We start from the raw sequence: 16,429 nt of genomic DNA on the forward strand, positions 1-16,429 counted from the left end.
GGGCCTCTCCCATCTTGTCTTCACCCGCGGATGACGCCACACTCCCAGACATAAAAACAAGACGCCACGGGAGAGACATGTCCACCACACAGCCATTGGCGAATCTCGCCGACATGGTGCGCGAGCGCGCGATCAGCCGCGGCAACGCGACCGCCTACGAGTTCGAAGGCCGCGTCACGAGCTTTGCCGAGTTTAACGTCAAGACCAACAAGGTCGCCAACGCGTTGATCGCGATGGGCGTGAAGAAGGGCGACCGCATCGCCTATCTCGGCAAGAACAGCGACCTCTATTTCGAGCTGCTGATGGGCGCGATGAAGGCCGGCGTGGTGATGGCGCCGGTGAACTGGCGGCTCGCGGGGCCCGAGGTCGCGTTCATCGTTGCGGATTGCAGGGCGCCTGTGCTGTTCGTGGGGCCGGAGTTCATCGCGCAGGTCCGCCAGATCAAGGACCAGCTGCCTGGCGTGCGCACTGTCATCACCACCGAAGGCGGCGCGCCGGAATGGCAGGATTTTACGGCCTGGCGCGATGCGCAGAGCGGCGATGATCCCAGGGTGCCGATCGACACCAGGGATATCGCAATCCAGCTCTACACGTCAGGCACCACAGGCAAGCCCAAGGGCGCGATGCTGTCGCATGCGAACTTCCTCAACCTCGTACAGACAGGCAATGCCGAGGACAAGCCGGAGTGGAACCGGTGGTCCACCGACGACGTATCGCTGGTGGCGATGCCGATCTTCCACATCGGCGGCTCCGGCTGGGGCGTGATGGGGCTCTATCACGGCGCCCGCGGCGTGATCGCGCGCGAGTTCGATCCGACCAAGGTGCTGGATTTCTTCGAGCAGTCGGGCATCACAAAGCTGTTCATGGTGCCCGCGGCGATGCAGTTCGTGGTGCGGCAGCCGCACGCGAAGACGGTCGATTTCTCGCGGCTGAAATACATGTTGTATGGCGCCTCGCCGATTCCGGCGGCGCTGCTGAAGGAATGCATCGAAATCTTCAAATGCGGCTTCGTGCAGATGTATGGCATGACCGAGACCACAGGCACCATCGTCGCGCTGCCGCCGGAGGACCATGTCGAGGGCCTCGAGCGGATGCGCTCGGCCGGCAAGGCGCTGCCGGGTGTCGAGATCGCGATCCTGGATGCGGACGGCAAACCGCTGCCGCCGCGCGAGGTCGGCGAGATCGCGACGCGCTCGGGCTCGAACATGGCCGGCTATTGGAACCTGCCGGAGGCGACTGCGGCGACGCTGCGCGGCGATGGCTGGCTGCGCACCGGTGACGCCGGCTACATGGACGAGGACGGCTATCTCTACATCCACGACCGCATCAAGGACATGATCATCTCCGGCGGCGAGAACATCTACCCGGCCGAGGTCGAGAGCGCGCTGTGCGATCACCCTGATGTCGCGGAAGCGGCCGTGATCGGCGTGCCCGACGACAAATGGGGCGAAGCCGTGAAGGCCGTCGTGGTGATGAAGCCCGGCAAGCAGGCGACCGCCACCGACATCATCAACTTCACCCGCGAACGCATTGCCGGGTTCAAGACACCGAAAAGCGTGGAGTTCTTGCCGGCGCTGCCGAGGAATCCCTCAGGCAAGATCTTGCGGCGGCAGTTGAGGGAGCCGTATTGGGCGGGGAAGGACCGACGGGTGAATTGATCCCACGGTGCCGTAGGGTGGGCAAAGGCGCAAAGCGCTGTGCCCACCATTCTTCGTTTGCAACAAGAACGGTGGGCACGCTCCGCTTTGCCCACCCTACGGCAGCGATGCTTCGCAGCAACCGCTCAATGCTTCCCCGGCCCCATATACCCGAACAAAAACCCCGCCACCTTGCGCATCTGGATCTCCTCACTCCCCTCCGTGATCCGATAGCGGCGGTGGTGGCGGTAGATGTGCTCGAACGGCTTGTGGCGTGAATAGCCCATGCCGCCGTGGACCTGCATGGCACGGTCGGCGGATTCGCAGCAGAGGCGGTTTGCCCAGTAGTTGCACATGGAGACGCGGTCGGAGAGCGTGCGCTCGATCTGTTCCTCGTTGAGCTGGTCCATCTCCCAGGCGGTCTTGCGGATCAACAGGCGCAGCATCTCGGCTTGGGTCGCGAGCTCGACCAGCGGGAACTGGATCGCCTGGTTCTCGGCGAGCGCCTTGCCGAACGGCTTTCGCTCGCGCGCGTATTTGACACTCTCGTTGATGCAGTAGACGGCAGCGCCGAGCGAGCTTGCCGCCTGGCGGATGCGGTTCTGGTGGACAAAGCACTGTGCGAGCGACAGGCCGCGGCCGAATTCGCCGAACAGGGCATCCTCCGGCACGAACACGTCCGTAAAGCTGACGCGGGGATGGTCGGTCGGCATGTTGAAGGTCCACATGTACTCCTCGACCTTCACGCCATGGCTCTTGGCCGGCACCAGGAAGCAGGTGATGCCGCGGGCATCGCCGTCATTGCCCGAGGTGCGCGCGAACAGCGCGCAATGCGTGGCGACGTGCATGCCGGTCGTCCACATCTTCTCGCCGTTGATGATCCAGCCCTTGACGTTGTCGCGGGTCGCGGGCACTGCGCGCGTCTCCATGTGGGTGGCGTCCGAGCCATGATGCGGCTCCGTCAATCCAAAGGTGATGCGGTACTTGCCCTTGATCGAGCCGTCGATCATCGCCTTCTGGTCGTCGCGGCCATAGCGATCGAGCATGGTGACAACGGGGAAATTGCCAACGATGGAGTGCTCGTTCTGGAGATCGTTGTGCAGGCCGAGACCCTTGGCGGCAAAGTGCTCGCGGATCACGGCCATCCAGAGGTTGGAGCCGTCCTTGCCGCCATATTGCTTCGGCACCGGAAAGCGCAGATGGCCGGCGGCATCCGCAAGATCCTTCGCCTTGCGCAGCAGCGCCTCCCACTCATGACGTGGCAGGCCGCCGTTCTCGAAATCGGTGCGCGCCCATTCGCGGCGATGGTCGAAGAAGCGGATGTTGTCATCGGCCTGTTCGAGCGGCTTGATCTCGCGTTCGATGAAACGATCGAGCTCTCCGAGATAGGCGACGAGATCGGCAGGCAATGAGAAATCCACGGCTCTCTCCCGGAGTAGTTTTGTCGTTTTGCGTTAAGGCGCTAACCGCGCTTTTGCTTCGCGCGATTAAGGTGAGAAGTGCGCGCGCAAGTCAAGCAAGGCAAGGCGTGTGACAGGCGCAAGGCGCGCCCGCGCAATTCGATGGTGTCGCGGCGCCGACGCGCGCTAGTATGTCCGCAATATTCCTTCACGAGAAAATGCGGGAGCGCGCGATGGATCTGAAATTCTCAAAGGTGGAACGCAAGGGGCCAATCACGATCATCACGCTGTCGCGGCCCGAGGTCTACAACGCGCTGCACACCGACGCGCATTTCGAGCTCCAGAAGGTGTTTGACGATTTCTCAGCCGATCCCGAGCAGTGGGTCGCGATCGTCACCGGCGCCGGCGACAAGGCGTTCTGCGCCGGCAACGATTTGAAGTGGCAGGCGGCGGGCGGAAAGCGCGGCTGGGACAAGGGCGGCTTTGCCGGCCTTACCTCGCGCTTCGACTGCGACAAGCCGATCATCGCTGCGGTCAACGGCGTCGCCATGGGCGGCGGCTTCGAGATCGCGCTCGCCTGCGACCTGATCATCGCGTCCGAGAACGCGACCTTCGCCCTGCCCGAGCCGCGCGTCGGCCTTGCTGCGCTTGCCGGCGGCCTGCATCGCCTGCCGCGCCAGATCGGGCTGAAGCGCGCCATGGGCATGATCCTCACCGCGCGCCATGTCAGCGCCAAGGAGGGCCATGAGCTCGGATTCGTCAACGAGGTGGTGCCGCAGGGCGAGGCGCTGTCGGGCGCGCTGCGCTGGGCCGAGATGATCACCAAGAACTCGCCGATGTCGATCCGGGCGTCGAAGCAGACCATCCAGAAGGGCCTCGCCGTCTCGCTGGAGCAGGCGATCGAGGAGCAGCGCGAATATCCGGCGGTGAAGGCGATGGTGGCCTCGCAGGATTATATCGAGGGCCCGAAGGCGTTCTCGGAGAAGCGGCCGCCGAAATGGGTGGGGAAGTAGGAATCGCCTGTTTCCGCGTCATGGCCGGGCTTGTCCCGGCCATCCACGTCTTGACGCGCATGACGAAGAACGTGGATGCCCGGGACAAGCCCGGGCATGACGAAACAGAGAGAGTGCAGGCCCCTCTCAACACCGTCATTGCGAGCGCAGCGAAGCAATCCAGACTGCCTCCGTGGAGACAGTCTGGATTGCTTCGTCGCTACGCTCCTCGCAATGACGGTTGCGAAAGATTGAGTAGCCCGGATGGAGCGAAGCGCAATCCGGGGCAACTGCATCTTTTTGCGCGACCGTCCCGGATTACGCTTCGCTCCATCCGGGCTACGAAGCCCATCTACCGCTCTAGCTCGCGCTTATAGGACGCATAGTTCGGCTGGTCGACCGCGAGCTTGTCCATCGTTGTCTGCCAGAGATGCTCAGCGAGGCCAGGCGTTGCCAGATCAACCTCACCCTTGGCGATGCGATCGGCGAGCGCGCGGTTGAGATCGGCGACCGAGCCGTCCATGCCCAGCAGCGCACGCAGCCGCGCCACCTCCTTCGCGTCACTCCCTTCCTCCTGCGTCAGCTGCCGCGTGACGACGTCGAGGATGTTGATGGCGACGCGCAGCTTGAAGGCCTGATGGCCGGAGATCAGCGGCGTGATGTCGTTGCGGAGGAAATCGGCGACCGCCTTGGTCAGCTCGATCGGGGTCGGTTCGTCCTGCATGTGTCAGCTCCCGCGCGGTGCCAGCAGCCGCAACAGATCGATCTCGGTCTCGCTGGCGCGGCGGCCGATCATGGCGCGTTCCATCGAATGGTCGGGCCCCTCGCGGAACCGCTGCATCATGCCGCCGCACATGATGCCCCAGCGTAGCGTACCCATCACTTCCCAGAATTTGACGCGCGCAGGATCGCATTTGCGGCCCGCGGCCTCATAACCGGCGAACAATTCCTCGCGTGTGCCAAAACCGCCGACCGGCTTGTCGATCTCACCAAAGCGCCAGGAGTTGACGCAGACCCAGCCGAGATCCTCCATGGGATCGCCGAGATGGGCGAGCTCCCAGTCGAGCACGGCGCGGACGCCGTCGGCGCCGATGATGAGATTGCCGTTGCGGAAATCGCCGTGCACCAGCGTCGTCTCGGCGGAGGGGCCGGGATCATGGTCGCGCAGCCAGCGCAGTGCCAGCTCGAACACGGGCTTTGGCCAGTTCAGGCTGCGATAGTCGCGCTCGAACTCGCCGATCTCCTGGGTCGCGGACCGGCTGCGCAGTTCGGGCAGCTTGTCCTGCGGCAGCCTGTGCAGGCCGGCGAGCACGCCGCCGATCTGCCGCGCGAGACGCGGCCGCGCTGTCGCGTACTCATCATCGCGAAGAATCTTGCGGGCGATGGTCTCGCCCTCGACCCGCTGCATGATGAAGCCAGTGCCGAGATTTTCGTCGGGCGCCAGCACATGCATGACGCGCGGCGACGGCACGCCGGCCTCGAAAGCGAGCTGCATCAGCTGCGCCTCAGCCGCAAGGCCCGCCGCCCGCGTCGGCGCGGCGCCATAGCCCTTCGGCGAGCGGCGCAGGATCGCGCCGATCGGCCCATCGGGATGCTTGATGTCGAAGCGCCAGGTTTCCTGACTGGCGCCGCCGGACAGTTTTGCCGCGCCGGTGACGCCGGTCGCCCCTTCGCACCAGCGCGCGACGCTGCGGGAGAGCTCGGCCTCGATCATTTGCCTTTGAACTGCGCCGGGCGCTTCTCCAGGAACGCGCCAACGCCTTCACGGAAATCGTCCGTGTCGCCGGCGCGCAGCTGGCACTGGAATTCGAGGTTGAGCTGATCCTCGAACGAATTTTCCGGGCTGTCCCAGTAGAGCTTGCGGATCAGCGACAGCGCGACGGTCGGGCCGCTCGCCAGATCACGCGCGAGCTTCATCGCCTCCTCCATCAGCACGCCGTCGTCATAGACGCGGTTGACGAGGCCCCATTCCAGCGCCTTCTCGGCCGGCAGGCGCTCGCCCATCAGCGACAATTCGACCGAGCGCGCCCGGCCGATCAGGCGCGGCAGCAGCCAGGTCGAGCCGCAATCCGGCACGAGGCCGATGCGGCGGAAGGCTTGAAGAAAGTAAGAGGACCGCGCACACAAAATCATGTCGCCGAGCAGCGCGAAGCTCATGCCGGCGCCGGCCGCCGGGCCGTTGACGGCAGTGACGATCGGGCAGTGCAGATTGCGGATGCGGCGCAGGAAGGGATGAAAGCCGGTCTCGAGCGTCAGGCCGGCCTTGGTTTTCTTCGACTGGTTGTTGCGCCCTTGCAGATTCGCGCCGGTGCAGAACGCCCGCCCCGCGCCGGTCAGTACCACGCAGCGCACCTCGCCCTTCTTCTCCTCGATCGCGTCGAGGGCATCGGAGAGGCCGCCCAGCATGTCCATGGAGACCGCGTTCATCACCTCCTGATGGTCGAGCCGGAGGATCGCGACCGAGCCATCGAAATCGAGCGTGACGTGTTTGAACTGCATGGTTTCCTCGTCAGTTGGTACTAGCGATGTTTCGCAGACCGGAATTGGTTTTGCCGGGGCGCATATTTGATTTTTGTCGCGGCCTTGTCCATGGTGGTCCGAACATACCTTGTCGTCGTATCGCACAATCTTGCGCGCACAGGCTGGCGCGCGCCCGTGCCAAAAACAGGAAACGCGCCATGAACCTTTTCGACCTCAGCGGCCGCGTCGCCGTGATCACTGGCGGCAATGGCGGTATCGGGCTCGGCATCGCGCAGGCGCTCGCCGGCCAGGGCTGCAACGTCTCGATCTGGGGCCGCAATCCTGACAAGAACAAGGCTGCTGCCGCGAGCATGACGGGCCTCTCCGGCAAGGTCGACACCCGCGTCTGCGACGTCACCGATCCGGCTTCGGTCAATGCCGCGATGAAGGCGACGCTCGACATTTTCGGCCGGGTCGACGGCTGCTTTGCCAATGCCGGTATCGGCGGCGGCGGCCGGCGCTCCTTCATCGAGCGCACCGAGGAAGAGTGGCGCACGATGTTTGCGACCAATCTGGACGGCGTGTTCCACGCTTTCCAGGCCGCCGCAAAACACATGACCGAGCGCGCCAATGCGGGCGATCCCTTCGGCCGGCTGGTCGCGACATCGAGCCTCGCCTCGATCTTCGGCACTGCGCGCAATGAGCACTATGCCGCGACCAAGGCCGCGATCAACGCGCTGGTGCGCGCGCTCGGCGTCGAGCTGGCGCGTCACGGCGTCACCGCGAACGCGATCCTGCCCGGCTGGATCAAGAGCGACATGACCGCGGGCATCATGGCCAACGAGAAGTTCGTCGCCAATGTGATGCCGCGCATTCCGATGCGGCGCTTCGGCGAGGCCAGCGATTTCGGCGGCATCGCGGTGTATCTGATGAGCAAGGCATCGTCGTATCACACCGCGGATACGTTCGTGATCGACGGCGGCTATACGGCGTTTTGAATCTCGTAGCCCGGATGGAGCGAAGCGTAATCCGGGATTTTCAAAAACAAGCAAGACCCGGATTTCGCTGCGCTCCATCCGGGCTACAAACTCTGAGGGGAATGGGCAAATGTTCTCACACATCATGATCGGCACCAACGACCTGGACAAGGCCAAGGCGTTCTACGACCAGCTGCTCGGCACGCTCGAGGTGCGCCCGGCCAGGGTCGACGGCCATCGCATCTTCTACATCACCAAGACCGGCGTGTTCTCGGTGACGAAGCCGATCAACGGCGAGGCCGCCACGTGTGCGAATGGCAGCACCATCGGCTTTGCCGCCAACTCGCCTGAGCAGGTCGACAAGTGGCACGCCACCGGCGTCGCCGCCGGCGGAACGCCGATCGAGAATCCACCCGGCATCCGCGAGGGCGCAGGGAACAAGCTCTACATCGCTTATTTGCGCGACCTCGACGGCAACAAGATCTGCGCGATGCATCGGCTGCCGAACTAGGCGGCCAGTAAACACTGTCATTCCCCGCGAAGGCGGGGAATCCAGTACGCCGAAGCCTCTCGATTCAATCACCACCGTCACGGAGTACTGGATCGCCCGCCTTCGCGGGCGATGACAGCGGAGAAATGTGGCACGCGTACACCGAGCTTCCTCACGCCATTCAAACAACATTTCAAACGCCCTCGCGATATTCCATCGCATGGCATGGGTCGCCTGAAAAAATGTGCGCTCGCGCTTTGGCCGCGCTGCGACTATTCTGCGGCCCAACGCGATCTCAGTGACCCCGGGAGGAACAATGACAAAGCACGCCTACATACCCCGCACCACCAACTACACCCTCAATCCCGGCGACGAGCTCAACGATCTGCGCATGTCGGACCAGGTCCGGCCGCTCTACGATCACGTCAGGAAATTCATCCGCGACACCGTCGAGCCGATGTCGATCGAGTTCGCCAAGGCCGGCGAAGGCAAAGAGGATCGCTGGAGCTTCACCCCGAAGCAGCTCGAGGTGCTCGAGGTCGCCAAGAACAAGGCCAAGAAGGAAGGTCTGTGGAACTTCTTCCTGCCCGACGACGAGACCGGCCAGGGCCTGAAGAATCTCGACTATGCCTATATCGCCTCCGAACTCGGCAAGAGCCCGCTGGCCTCCGAGACGATGAACTGCTCGGCGCCGGACACCGGCAACATGGAAGTGCTGGAGCGCGTCGGCACCAAGGAGCAGAAGGAGAAGTGGCTGAAGCCGCTGATGAACGGGGAGATCCGTTCGGCCTATGTCATGACCGAGCCGAACGTCGCCTCCTCCGACGCCAAGAACATTTCGACGACCGCAAAGCTCGTCGGCGACGAATGGGTCATCAACGGCGAGAAATACTACATCTCCGGCGTCGGCGATCCCCGCTGCAAGATCCTCATCGTGATGGTGAAGACCAATCCGGATGCGGCGCCGAGCAAGCAGCAGTCGCAGATCCTGGTGCCGCGCGACACGCCCGGCGTCGAGGTGCTCGGGCCCATGTACGTGTTCGGCCAGGACCACGCCCCGCGCGGCCACATGCACATGCGCTTCAACAACGTCCGTGTGCCCAAGGAGAACATGCTGCTCGGCGAAGGCCGCGGCTTCGAGATCTCGCAGCTTCGCCTCGGCCCGGGCCGCATCCATCACTGCATGCGCACCATCGGCAAGGCCGAGAAGGCGCTGGATCTGATGGTGCAGCGTGGTCTCACCCGCGAGGCCTTCGGCAAGAAGATCGCTCATCTCGGCGGCAACATGCAGATCATCGCGCAGGCCCGCTGCGAGATCGAGGCGATGCGGCTGATGGTGCTGAAGGCGGCCAAGGCGATGGACGTGCTCGGCAACAAGGAGGCCCGCGTCTGGGTCTCCATGGTCAAGGCCATGGTGCCGGAGCGCGCCTGCAAGATCATCGACCAGTCGATCCAGATGCACGGCGCCACCGGCATCTCGCACTGGACCCCGCTCGCCGAGATGTATCAGGATGTCCGCCACCTGCGCTTCGCCGACGGTCCGGACGAGGTGCACTGGATGGTGGTGGGACGCCACGAGCTGAGCATGGCGTAAGACCTCGCCTCTCCCCGCTCGGGAAGTGCCGTAGGGTGGGCAAAGGCGTGCACTTCGCGCGCCGTGCCCACCAGCTGCGGCTTATGCGAGAGGTGGTGGGCACGCTTCGCTTTGCCCACCCTACGAGACCTTCATTCCACCAGGAGCCACCATGGAATACGCCGCCAGCGACCTGACGCCACGCGAGCGCTACAAGGTGCTGACGTCCTTCATCCTGCCACGGCCGATTGCGTGGGTGACCTCGGTCGGGCCGACCGGCGGCGTCAACGCCGCGCCGTTCAGCTTCTTCAATGCCTTCTGCGAAGATCCGCCGCTGTGCATGTTCGCGGCGAACCGCAAGCCCAACGGCCAGGACAAGGACACGTTCCTCAACATCCAGCGCACCGGCGAGTTCGTGGTCAACCTCGCCGACGAGCCGCTGGCGAAAGCCATGCACGAGTCGAGCGGCGACTTCCCCCCCGAAGTGGGTGAGCCTGACTATCTCGGGCTGAAGCTCGCACCGTCGGCGAAGATCGCCGTGCCGCGGCTCGCCGACACGCCTTGGGCGATGGAGTGCAAGCTCTGGAAGATGATCGACGTCAACGACGATCGCCGGCTGATCATGGGCGAAGGCATCCACTTCCATATCCGCGACGAGCTCTGGGACGACAAGGCGATGCGGGTGCACATGGACCGCTATCACCCGATCGGCCGCATGTTCGCGGATCGCTACTGCCGCACGGATGATCGCGTGGTGTTTCCGGCCGCGGAAGGGGCGAAGGGGAAGTAGCGGGCGCCCAGCGAAGGTGCAGTCCCTCGCCCCGCTTGCGGGGCCGCGACGAGCTTCGCTCGCGCTGAGAGCGTTGGGGTAAGGGGGAGTCTTCGCGGGGGCGGTGGGAGTTAGACTCGCGGGGAGTCCCCCTCACCCGGAATCCGCGCTTTCAGCGCGGATTCCGGCCTCTCCCCGCGTGCGGGGAGAGGCGAAGAGAGCACAGCGCTACGTCGCCGCTGGCTCGCCGATCTTGTCCTGGGTCTTGGTGTCGAAATCGCCGGCGTCGTGGCGCTCGTGGAGCTGGCTGGCGGGATCGCCGGAGACGCGGTTGACCATGCGGCCGCGCTTGACGGCCGGACGCTTGGCGATCTGATCGGTCCAGCGCTGCACGTGCTTGTAGTCCTGCACCGACAGGAATTCGCCGGCGCCATAGACCAGCCCCTTGGCGAGCGCGCCATACCAGGGCCACACCGCGATGTCGGCGATGGTGTACTCATTGCCCGCGAGGTACTCGTTGTCGGCAAGGCGCCGGTCGAGCACGTCGAGCTGGCGCTTGACCTCCATCGCAAAGCGGTCGATGGCGTATTCGATCTTGGTCGGCGCATAGGCGTAGAAGTGACCAAAACCGCCGCCGAGATAGGGCGCGCTGCCCATCTGCCAGAACAGCCAGGACATCGCTTCGGTGCGGCTCTTGATATCCTTCGGCAGGAAGGCGCCGAACTTCTCGGCGAGGTAGACCAGGATCGAGCCGGATTCGAACACCCTGACAGGCTCGGGACCGGAGCGGTCCACCAGCGCGGGAATTTTCGAGTTCGGGTTGATGTCGACAAAGCCGCTGCCGAACTGGTCGCCATTGCCGATCCTGATCAGCCAGGCATCGTATTCGGCGCCCTTGTGGCCGAGCGCCAGCAGTTCCTCCAGCATCACCGTGACCTTCACGCCATTCGGCGTCGCCAGCGAATAGAGCTGGAAGGGATGCTTGCCGACCGGCAGCTCCTTGTCGTGGGTGGGACCGGCGATGGGCCGGTTGATGCTGGCGAATTGCCCGCCATTCTCCTTGTTCCAGGTCCAGACTTTGGGCGGCACGTAGGCGGGGGCGTCGGTCATGCGGGGGCTCCGGCAAAAAGATGCGCCTGCATTAATTAGCCCGCGAATTGCCGATGGCAAGGGCGCAGAAATGCATTGCCGGGCGTGGCAACTCTACGTTTCGTCATGGCAGGCCACTTCCCCCCCGTCGTTCCGGGCCCGCCGCCCCGCGACGCCCCGGAATGGCGGGACACCTAGGACGCCGCGGCCTGCGGCTGCTCGGCCCGCCCCAGCAAAAACCACTCATATCCCTTCGCCGCGACCTCGTCACAGATCCGGCGGTAGACGCCGACGCCACCGATATAGGGCATGAAGATGCGCGGCTTGCCTGGGATGTTGGCGCCCATGTACCAGGAATTGGCCTGCGGATAGAGCGTGCCGCGGGCGACCTCGTTGACATGGGCGACCCACTTGTCCTCGGCCTCCCCGCTTGCCTCCATGGTGGCAACACCCTGCCTGCGCATGTGGCCGAGGCAATCGGCGATCCAGTCGACATGCTGCTCGATCGAGACGATCATGTTCGAGAGCACCGACGGACTGCCGGGGCCGGTGATGATGAAGAGGTTCGGAAAGCCCGCGCTCATCAGCCCGAGATAGGTCTTTGGGCCTTCCGCCCATTTCTCGTTCAGCGTCCGTCCGCCCGGGCCACTGATGTCGATCTTCGCGACCGAGCCAGTCATGGCATCGAAGCCCGTCGCCATCACCAGCGCGTCGACCTCGTGGTCCTTGCCCGCGACACGCACGGCATTCGCGGTGATCTCCTCGATCGGATTGGTCTTGATGTCGACCAGCGAGACGTTCGGCCGGTTGAAGGTCGCGAAATAATCCGTATCGATGCAGATGCGCTTGGTGCCGATCGGATGACTGTTCGGCTGAAGCAGCTTCGCGGTTTCGGGATCCTTCACGATCTCGGCGATCTTGCCGCGCACGAAGTTCGCCGCGGTATCGTTCGCGGATCGCTCGAGGCCGAGATTGTTGTAGACATACATGAAGGTGAGCCCGCCGCGGTCCCAACGGGCCGAATATTTGCCATTCCTGGTCTCGTCGCTGTCGTCGAGTGCGCCGCGATCGGGCTGCTCGGCGAAAATGCCGTTGCGTGCGACTTCGCGGGCGAAGCGGCGGATCTCCGGATAGGTCTTGCGGAAGTTGTTGCGTTCTTCGTCGGTCAGCGCGGCGTTGCGCGCAGGGATCGAAAAATTCGCCGTGCGCTGAAACACGGTGAGATGTCGGGCCTGCTCGGCAATGATGGGGGCCGACTGGATACCCGACGAACCGGTCCCGATGAGGCCGACGCGCTGACCGGTGAAATCGATCGGTTCATGCGGCCAGCTGCCGGTGTGGTAGACAGGTCCTTTAAAGCTCTCGAGGCCCTTGATGTCGGGCTTGCGCGCGTTCGAGAGACAGCCGGTCGCGAGCACGACGAACTGCGCCTCAACCGTCTGGCCATCGGACGTCGTCACCGACCAGCACTTCGCGCGCGCGTCGAACGCCGCGCGCTCGACGCGGGTGTCGAACTGGATGTCGCGGCGAAGGTCAAAACGATCGGCGACGTGGTTGGCGTAGTTCAGGATCTCCGGCTGCGGCGCGTAGCGTTCGCTCCAGTCCCATTCCTGCTGCAGCTCTTCCGAGAACGAGTAGGAATACTGCATGCTCTCGACATCGCAGCGCGCGCCGGGATAGCGATTCCAGTACCAGGTGCCGCCGACGCCACCACCCTGCTCATAGACGCGCGCCGAGAAGCCAAGACCGCGCAGACGGTGCAGCATGTACATGCCGGCAAAGCCCGCACCAACGACGACCACGTCGTAAGCTTTCAAGGCTTGGGCCTTCACGGTTCGGGCCGGACTCGCTTGCGCTTGCGACATCGGTTGGCGCTCCCTCGCTGTTTTCTCTTTGTTTGCGCCAGCATTCTCACAGGCCCGCAAAAGCGCAAGAGGCAAATCGGCGGGCTCCGGTCTGTTTATTTTGTGCAGCGGAATGGCTCATCCGCCGCGTGGCGTCTGCACGCAAGATGCGCGGCCAAATCTGGATTGGCATCGCTGGCGACGATGGGCTAGCGTCGAAGCGCCTTCGCTCAAGCAAAGCAACAACAGCAACGCGACGGCTGCCGGGAGAGAGCCATGAAATCGCCGATCTGTGACATGCTGGGCATCGAGTTCCCGCTGCTCGCCTTCAGCCATTGCCGCGACGTCGTTGCCGCCGTCAGCCGTGCCGGCGGCTTTGGCGTGTTGGGTGCCACGGTGCACACGCCCGACACGCTCGAACGCGAGCTGAAATGGATCGACGATCATGTCGACGGCAAGCCCTACGGCATCGACGTGCTGATCCCCGAGAACATCTCGACCGCAGGCGAGAAGGACGTCACCTGGAAGAGCCTGGAGGCGCGCGTGCCGCAGGAGCACCGCGCCTACACCCGCGACCTCCTGAAGAAATACGATATCGAGCTGACGACAACCGATGTGGCCGACAACCAGCCGCAACCGTTCGACGCGAAGACGGCACTTCAGCTGCTCGAGGTCTCCTTCAACCATCCGATCCGTTTGATCGCCAACGCGCTGGGCGTGCCGCCGAAGGCGATGATCGAGATGGGCAGGAAGCACGGCGTGCCTGTTGCCGCCCTCGTCGGCGCCAAGGAACATGCGTTGCGCCAGGTCGCGGCCGGGGTGGACATTCTCGTGGTGCAGGGCACCGAGGCCGGCGGCCATTGTGGCGAGGTCTCGACCCTGGTGCTGGTGCCGGAGGTGATCAAGGCGATCAAGAAGATCCGCGACGTGCCGGTGCTCGCGGCCGGCGGCATCATGACGGGACGGCAGATGGCCGCCTGCATGGCGATGGGCGCGGCCGGCGCCTGGACCGGTTCGGTGTGGCTCGCCACCGTCGAGGCCGAGACCACGGAGATCTTCCGCGAGAAGATGATCGCGGCGTCCTCGCGCGACGCGATCCGTTCGAAGGGGCGCACCGGCAAGCCAGCACGCCAGCTCCGCTCGGTCTGGACCGATGCCTGGGACCGCGCGCCGGAAAGCCCCGGCGCGCTGCCGATGCCGCTGCAAAGCATCGTCAGCCGCGACGCCTTTAACGCGATCGACCGCGCGGCGGCGAGCGGCAATGCCAAGGCGCGCGACCTCGTCAGCTATTTCGTCGGCCAGGGCGTCGGTCTGATCGACAGCGTGAAGTCGGCCGGCGCGGTGGTGCAGGAGTTCAAGGAAGAATTTGCCGAGGCCGTCGAGCACATGAATGCGCTGGTAGCGGAGTAGTGCCCGCGGCCCATCCTTCGAGGCTCGCCCGACGGCGCGTTGCGCCGCCGACCTCGCACCTCAGGATGACGTTGTCCCCGTAGCCGTCATCCTGAGGCGCCGTAGCGCAGCGAAGGCCTCGAAGGACGACGGCGTGCCCAAGATCTGAAACGTGAAGCAAGAAGAAATGACCAAGACCACTACCCCCGAAGACCTCATCCCCGTCATCGTCGGCATCGGCGAGATCATCGACCGACCCAAGGAGATCACCGACGGCCTCGAGCCACTGGATCTGCTCGAGCAAGCGCTACGGCGGGCCGAGCAGGACGCCGGCGCAAAGCTGCTTGGCGAGGTGCAGTCGCTCGACGTCGTCAACTTCCTGAGCTGGCGCTATCGCGATCCGGAGAAGCTTTTGGCGCAGCGACTCGGCATTGCGCCGGCGCATTGCTATTACGGCCCGGTCGGCGGCGAGAGCCCGATCCGCTACCTCCACGAGGCAGCAAAGCGCATTGCGCGTGGCGAATGCACGGTGGCGGCAGTCTGCGGTGCGGAGGCACAGTCGACCGCGACCAAGGCGGAGCGCGCCGGGCTCAAGCTACCCTGGACGCCGTTCGCCCATGACGTCGAGGAGCCCAAGCGTGGGGCGGCTTTCCAGAAGCCGCTGGCGGTGAAGCTGGCGTGTTCCGTCCCGTCACCGTTTATCCATTCTATGAGTCCGCCTCCTCAGCCCATTGGGGCCAGACGCCGCGCGAAGCCATGGCAGAGTCCGGCACGCTGTGGTCGCGCTACTCCGAGGCCGCCGCCGAAAATCCCAACGCCTGGCTGAAGCGGCGCTATGCGCCGGACGAGATCACGACGCCGACGGCGGACAACCGGCTGATCGCCTGGCCCTACAACAAGCTCATGGTCGCCAATCCCAGCGTCAACATGGGCGGCGCGCTGCTGCTCACCAGCCTCGCCAAGGCGCGCGCGGCCGGCATCGCCGAGGACAAGCTGGTCTACCCGCTTGGCGGCGCCTCGGCCGAAGAGCCGCGCGATTATCTCCTGCGCGATCAGTTCCATGAAAGCCATCCGCAGAATGCGGTGCTGAAGGCGGCGATGGACCTCGCCGGCGGCGACGGCAAAAAATTCGACGCGATCGAGCTCTATAGCTGCTTCCCCTGCGTGCCCAAGATGGCGCGGCGGACGCTGGGCCTCGGCGCCGATGTACAGCCGACCGTGACCGGTGGCCTCACCTTCTTCGGTGCGCCGCTCAACACCTACATGACGCACGCGGCCTGCGCGATGGTGCGGCGTGTGCGCGATGGTGCCAAGCTCGGGCTGCTCTACGGCCAGGGCGGCTTCGTCACCAAGCACCACGCATTGGTGGTATCGAAGACGCCGCGCGCCGCGCTGGCGCAGGAGACGAGCGTCCAGGCAGAGGCCGACCGCAACAAGCGCGCGGTGCCCGAGTTCGTCACGGAAGTTTCAGGCAGGGGCAAGGTCGAGAGCTTTACGGTGCTCTATGGCCGCGGCGGCGAGATCGAACACGGCGTGGTGATGCTGCGGACGGAAGATGATCGACGTACGCTGGGGCGTATCGCGGCCAGCGATACGGCGACTCTCGCGCATCTGCTCAACATGGATCGCACGCCGGTAGGGTTGCTCGGCGAGATCACGATGGCCGCGGATGGCGTGCCGGAGTGGCGGGTGGCGTAGCTAGCTCTCGTGTCCCGGACGCGGTGCGGCATGGAATGCCGCTCCGCAGAGCCGGGACCCAGAAAGCAACACGGTGCCTTGAGGAGAGATGGGCCCCGGCTCAGCGGCGCA

At 64.6% G+C, this 16,429-nt stretch carries 13 protein-coding genes and 1 pseudogene; 8 read left to right on the forward strand and 6 right to left on the reverse strand.

What is annotated here, in order from left to right:
* The first annotated feature begins 77 nt into the window (after window positions 1–77).
* Window positions 78–1,658, forward strand: coding sequence for a fatty acid--CoA ligase (locus QJT78_RS05110; RefSeq protein WP_028146904.1), 1,581 nt, complete (start codon window positions 78–80; stop codon window positions 1,656–1,658).
* 125 nt (window positions 1,659–1,783) lie between these two features.
* Here QJT78_RS05110 and QJT78_RS05115 read toward each other — a convergent pair whose 3' ends face one another.
* On the reverse strand, window positions 1,784–3,058 hold the full coding sequence (locus QJT78_RS05115; protein WP_028146903.1) for an acyl-CoA dehydrogenase family protein: 1,275 nt from the start codon (window positions 3,056–3,058) through the stop codon (window positions 1,784–1,786).
* A gap of 212 nt (window positions 3,059–3,270) precedes the next feature.
* Between QJT78_RS05115 and QJT78_RS05120 the strand changes: the two genes are divergently transcribed.
* Complete coding sequence (locus QJT78_RS05120) at window positions 3,271–4,050, forward strand: enoyl-CoA hydratase-related protein (protein WP_028146902.1); 780 nt, start codon at window positions 3,271–3,273, stop codon at window positions 4,048–4,050.
* A gap of 331 nt (window positions 4,051–4,381) precedes the next feature.
* Here QJT78_RS05120 and QJT78_RS05125 read toward each other — a convergent pair whose 3' ends face one another.
* The 3 genes from QJT78_RS05125 to QJT78_RS05135 are packed head-to-tail and all read right to left on the reverse strand — an operon-like array spanning window position 4,382 to window position 6,528.
* Window positions 4,382–4,753: a DUF6285 domain-containing protein gene (locus tag QJT78_RS05125; protein WP_028146901.1), complete on the reverse strand. Its 372-nt coding sequence runs from the start codon at window positions 4,751–4,753 to the stop codon at window positions 4,382–4,384.
* A gap of 3 nt (window positions 4,754–4,756) precedes the next feature.
* Window positions 4,757–5,743 carry a phosphotransferase family protein gene (locus QJT78_RS05130; RefSeq protein ID WP_028146900.1) on the reverse strand — a complete coding sequence of 329 codons (987 nt, stop codon included), beginning with the start codon at window positions 5,741–5,743 and terminating at the stop codon, window positions 4,757–4,759.
* Complete coding sequence (locus tag QJT78_RS05135; protein ID WP_028146899.1) at window positions 5,740–6,528, reverse strand: enoyl-CoA hydratase/isomerase; 789 nt, start codon at window positions 6,526–6,528, stop codon at window positions 5,740–5,742. The genes QJT78_RS05130 and QJT78_RS05135 overlap by 4 nt, the downstream gene beginning before the upstream one ends.
* A gap of 179 nt (window positions 6,529–6,707) precedes the next feature.
* Here QJT78_RS05135 and QJT78_RS05140 point away from each other — a divergent pair, with 179 nt between their 5' ends.
* The 4 genes from QJT78_RS05140 to QJT78_RS05155 all read left to right on the forward strand — a co-directional run bounded on the left by QJT78_RS05140 (window position 6,708) and on the right by QJT78_RS05155 (window position 10,319).
* Entirely contained in the window at window positions 6,708–7,487 is a 780-nt protein-coding gene (locus tag QJT78_RS05140; protein WP_028157159.1) for an SDR family oxidoreductase, read from the forward strand.
* A 109-nt stretch (window positions 7,488–7,596) separates the two neighbouring features.
* Entirely contained in the window at window positions 7,597–7,977 is a 381-nt protein-coding gene (locus QJT78_RS05145) for a VOC family protein (protein WP_028146897.1), read from the forward strand.
* 295 nt (window positions 7,978–8,272) lie between these two features.
* Window positions 8,273–9,550, forward strand: a complete 1,278-nt coding sequence (locus QJT78_RS05150) for an acyl-CoA dehydrogenase family protein (protein ID WP_028146896.1) — start codon at window positions 8,273–8,275, stop codon at window positions 9,548–9,550.
* A 151-nt stretch (window positions 9,551–9,701) separates the two neighbouring features.
* The gene (locus tag QJT78_RS05155) at window positions 9,702–10,319 is read left to right on the forward strand and encodes a flavin reductase family protein (protein ID WP_038942081.1); all 618 of its coding nucleotides are present in this window, start codon (window positions 9,702–9,704) and stop codon (window positions 10,317–10,319) included.
* Window positions 10,320–10,526: 207 nt separating this feature from the next.
* On the opposite strand, the gene yghU is transcribed toward QJT78_RS05155, so the two are convergent.
* Together yghU and QJT78_RS05165 are read right to left on the reverse strand one after the other, a co-directional pair.
* Window positions 10,527–11,408, reverse strand: coding sequence for a glutathione-dependent disulfide-bond oxidoreductase (yghU, locus tag QJT78_RS05160; RefSeq protein WP_028146894.1), 882 nt, complete (start codon window positions 11,406–11,408; stop codon window positions 10,527–10,529).
* A gap of 173 nt (window positions 11,409–11,581) precedes the next feature.
* Complete coding sequence (locus tag QJT78_RS05165) at window positions 11,582–13,252, reverse strand: NAD(P)/FAD-dependent oxidoreductase (RefSeq protein ID WP_028146893.1); 1,671 nt, start codon at window positions 13,250–13,252, stop codon at window positions 11,582–11,584.
* 255 nt (window positions 13,253–13,507) lie between these two features.
* Here QJT78_RS05165 and QJT78_RS05170 point away from each other — a divergent pair, with 255 nt between their 5' ends.
* Both QJT78_RS05170 and QJT78_RS05175 read left to right on the forward strand, forming a co-directional pair.
* On the forward strand, window positions 13,508–14,641 hold the full coding sequence (locus tag QJT78_RS05170; protein WP_028146892.1) for a nitronate monooxygenase: 1,134 nt from the start codon (window positions 13,508–13,510) through the stop codon (window positions 14,639–14,641).
* Between the two features lie 166 nt (window positions 14,642–14,807).
* Window positions 14,808–16,318: pseudogene (locus tag QJT78_RS05175) on the forward strand (acetyl-CoA acetyltransferase).
* The last annotated feature ends 111 nt before the right edge of the window (window positions 16,319–16,429 follow it).

Origin of the sequence: Bradyrhizobium sp. Mp27 (assembly GCF_029953005.1) — a bacterium.
In the GTDB taxonomy this organism is placed as follows: domain Bacteria; phylum Pseudomonadota; class Alphaproteobacteria; order Rhizobiales; family Xanthobacteraceae; genus Bradyrhizobium; species Bradyrhizobium barranii.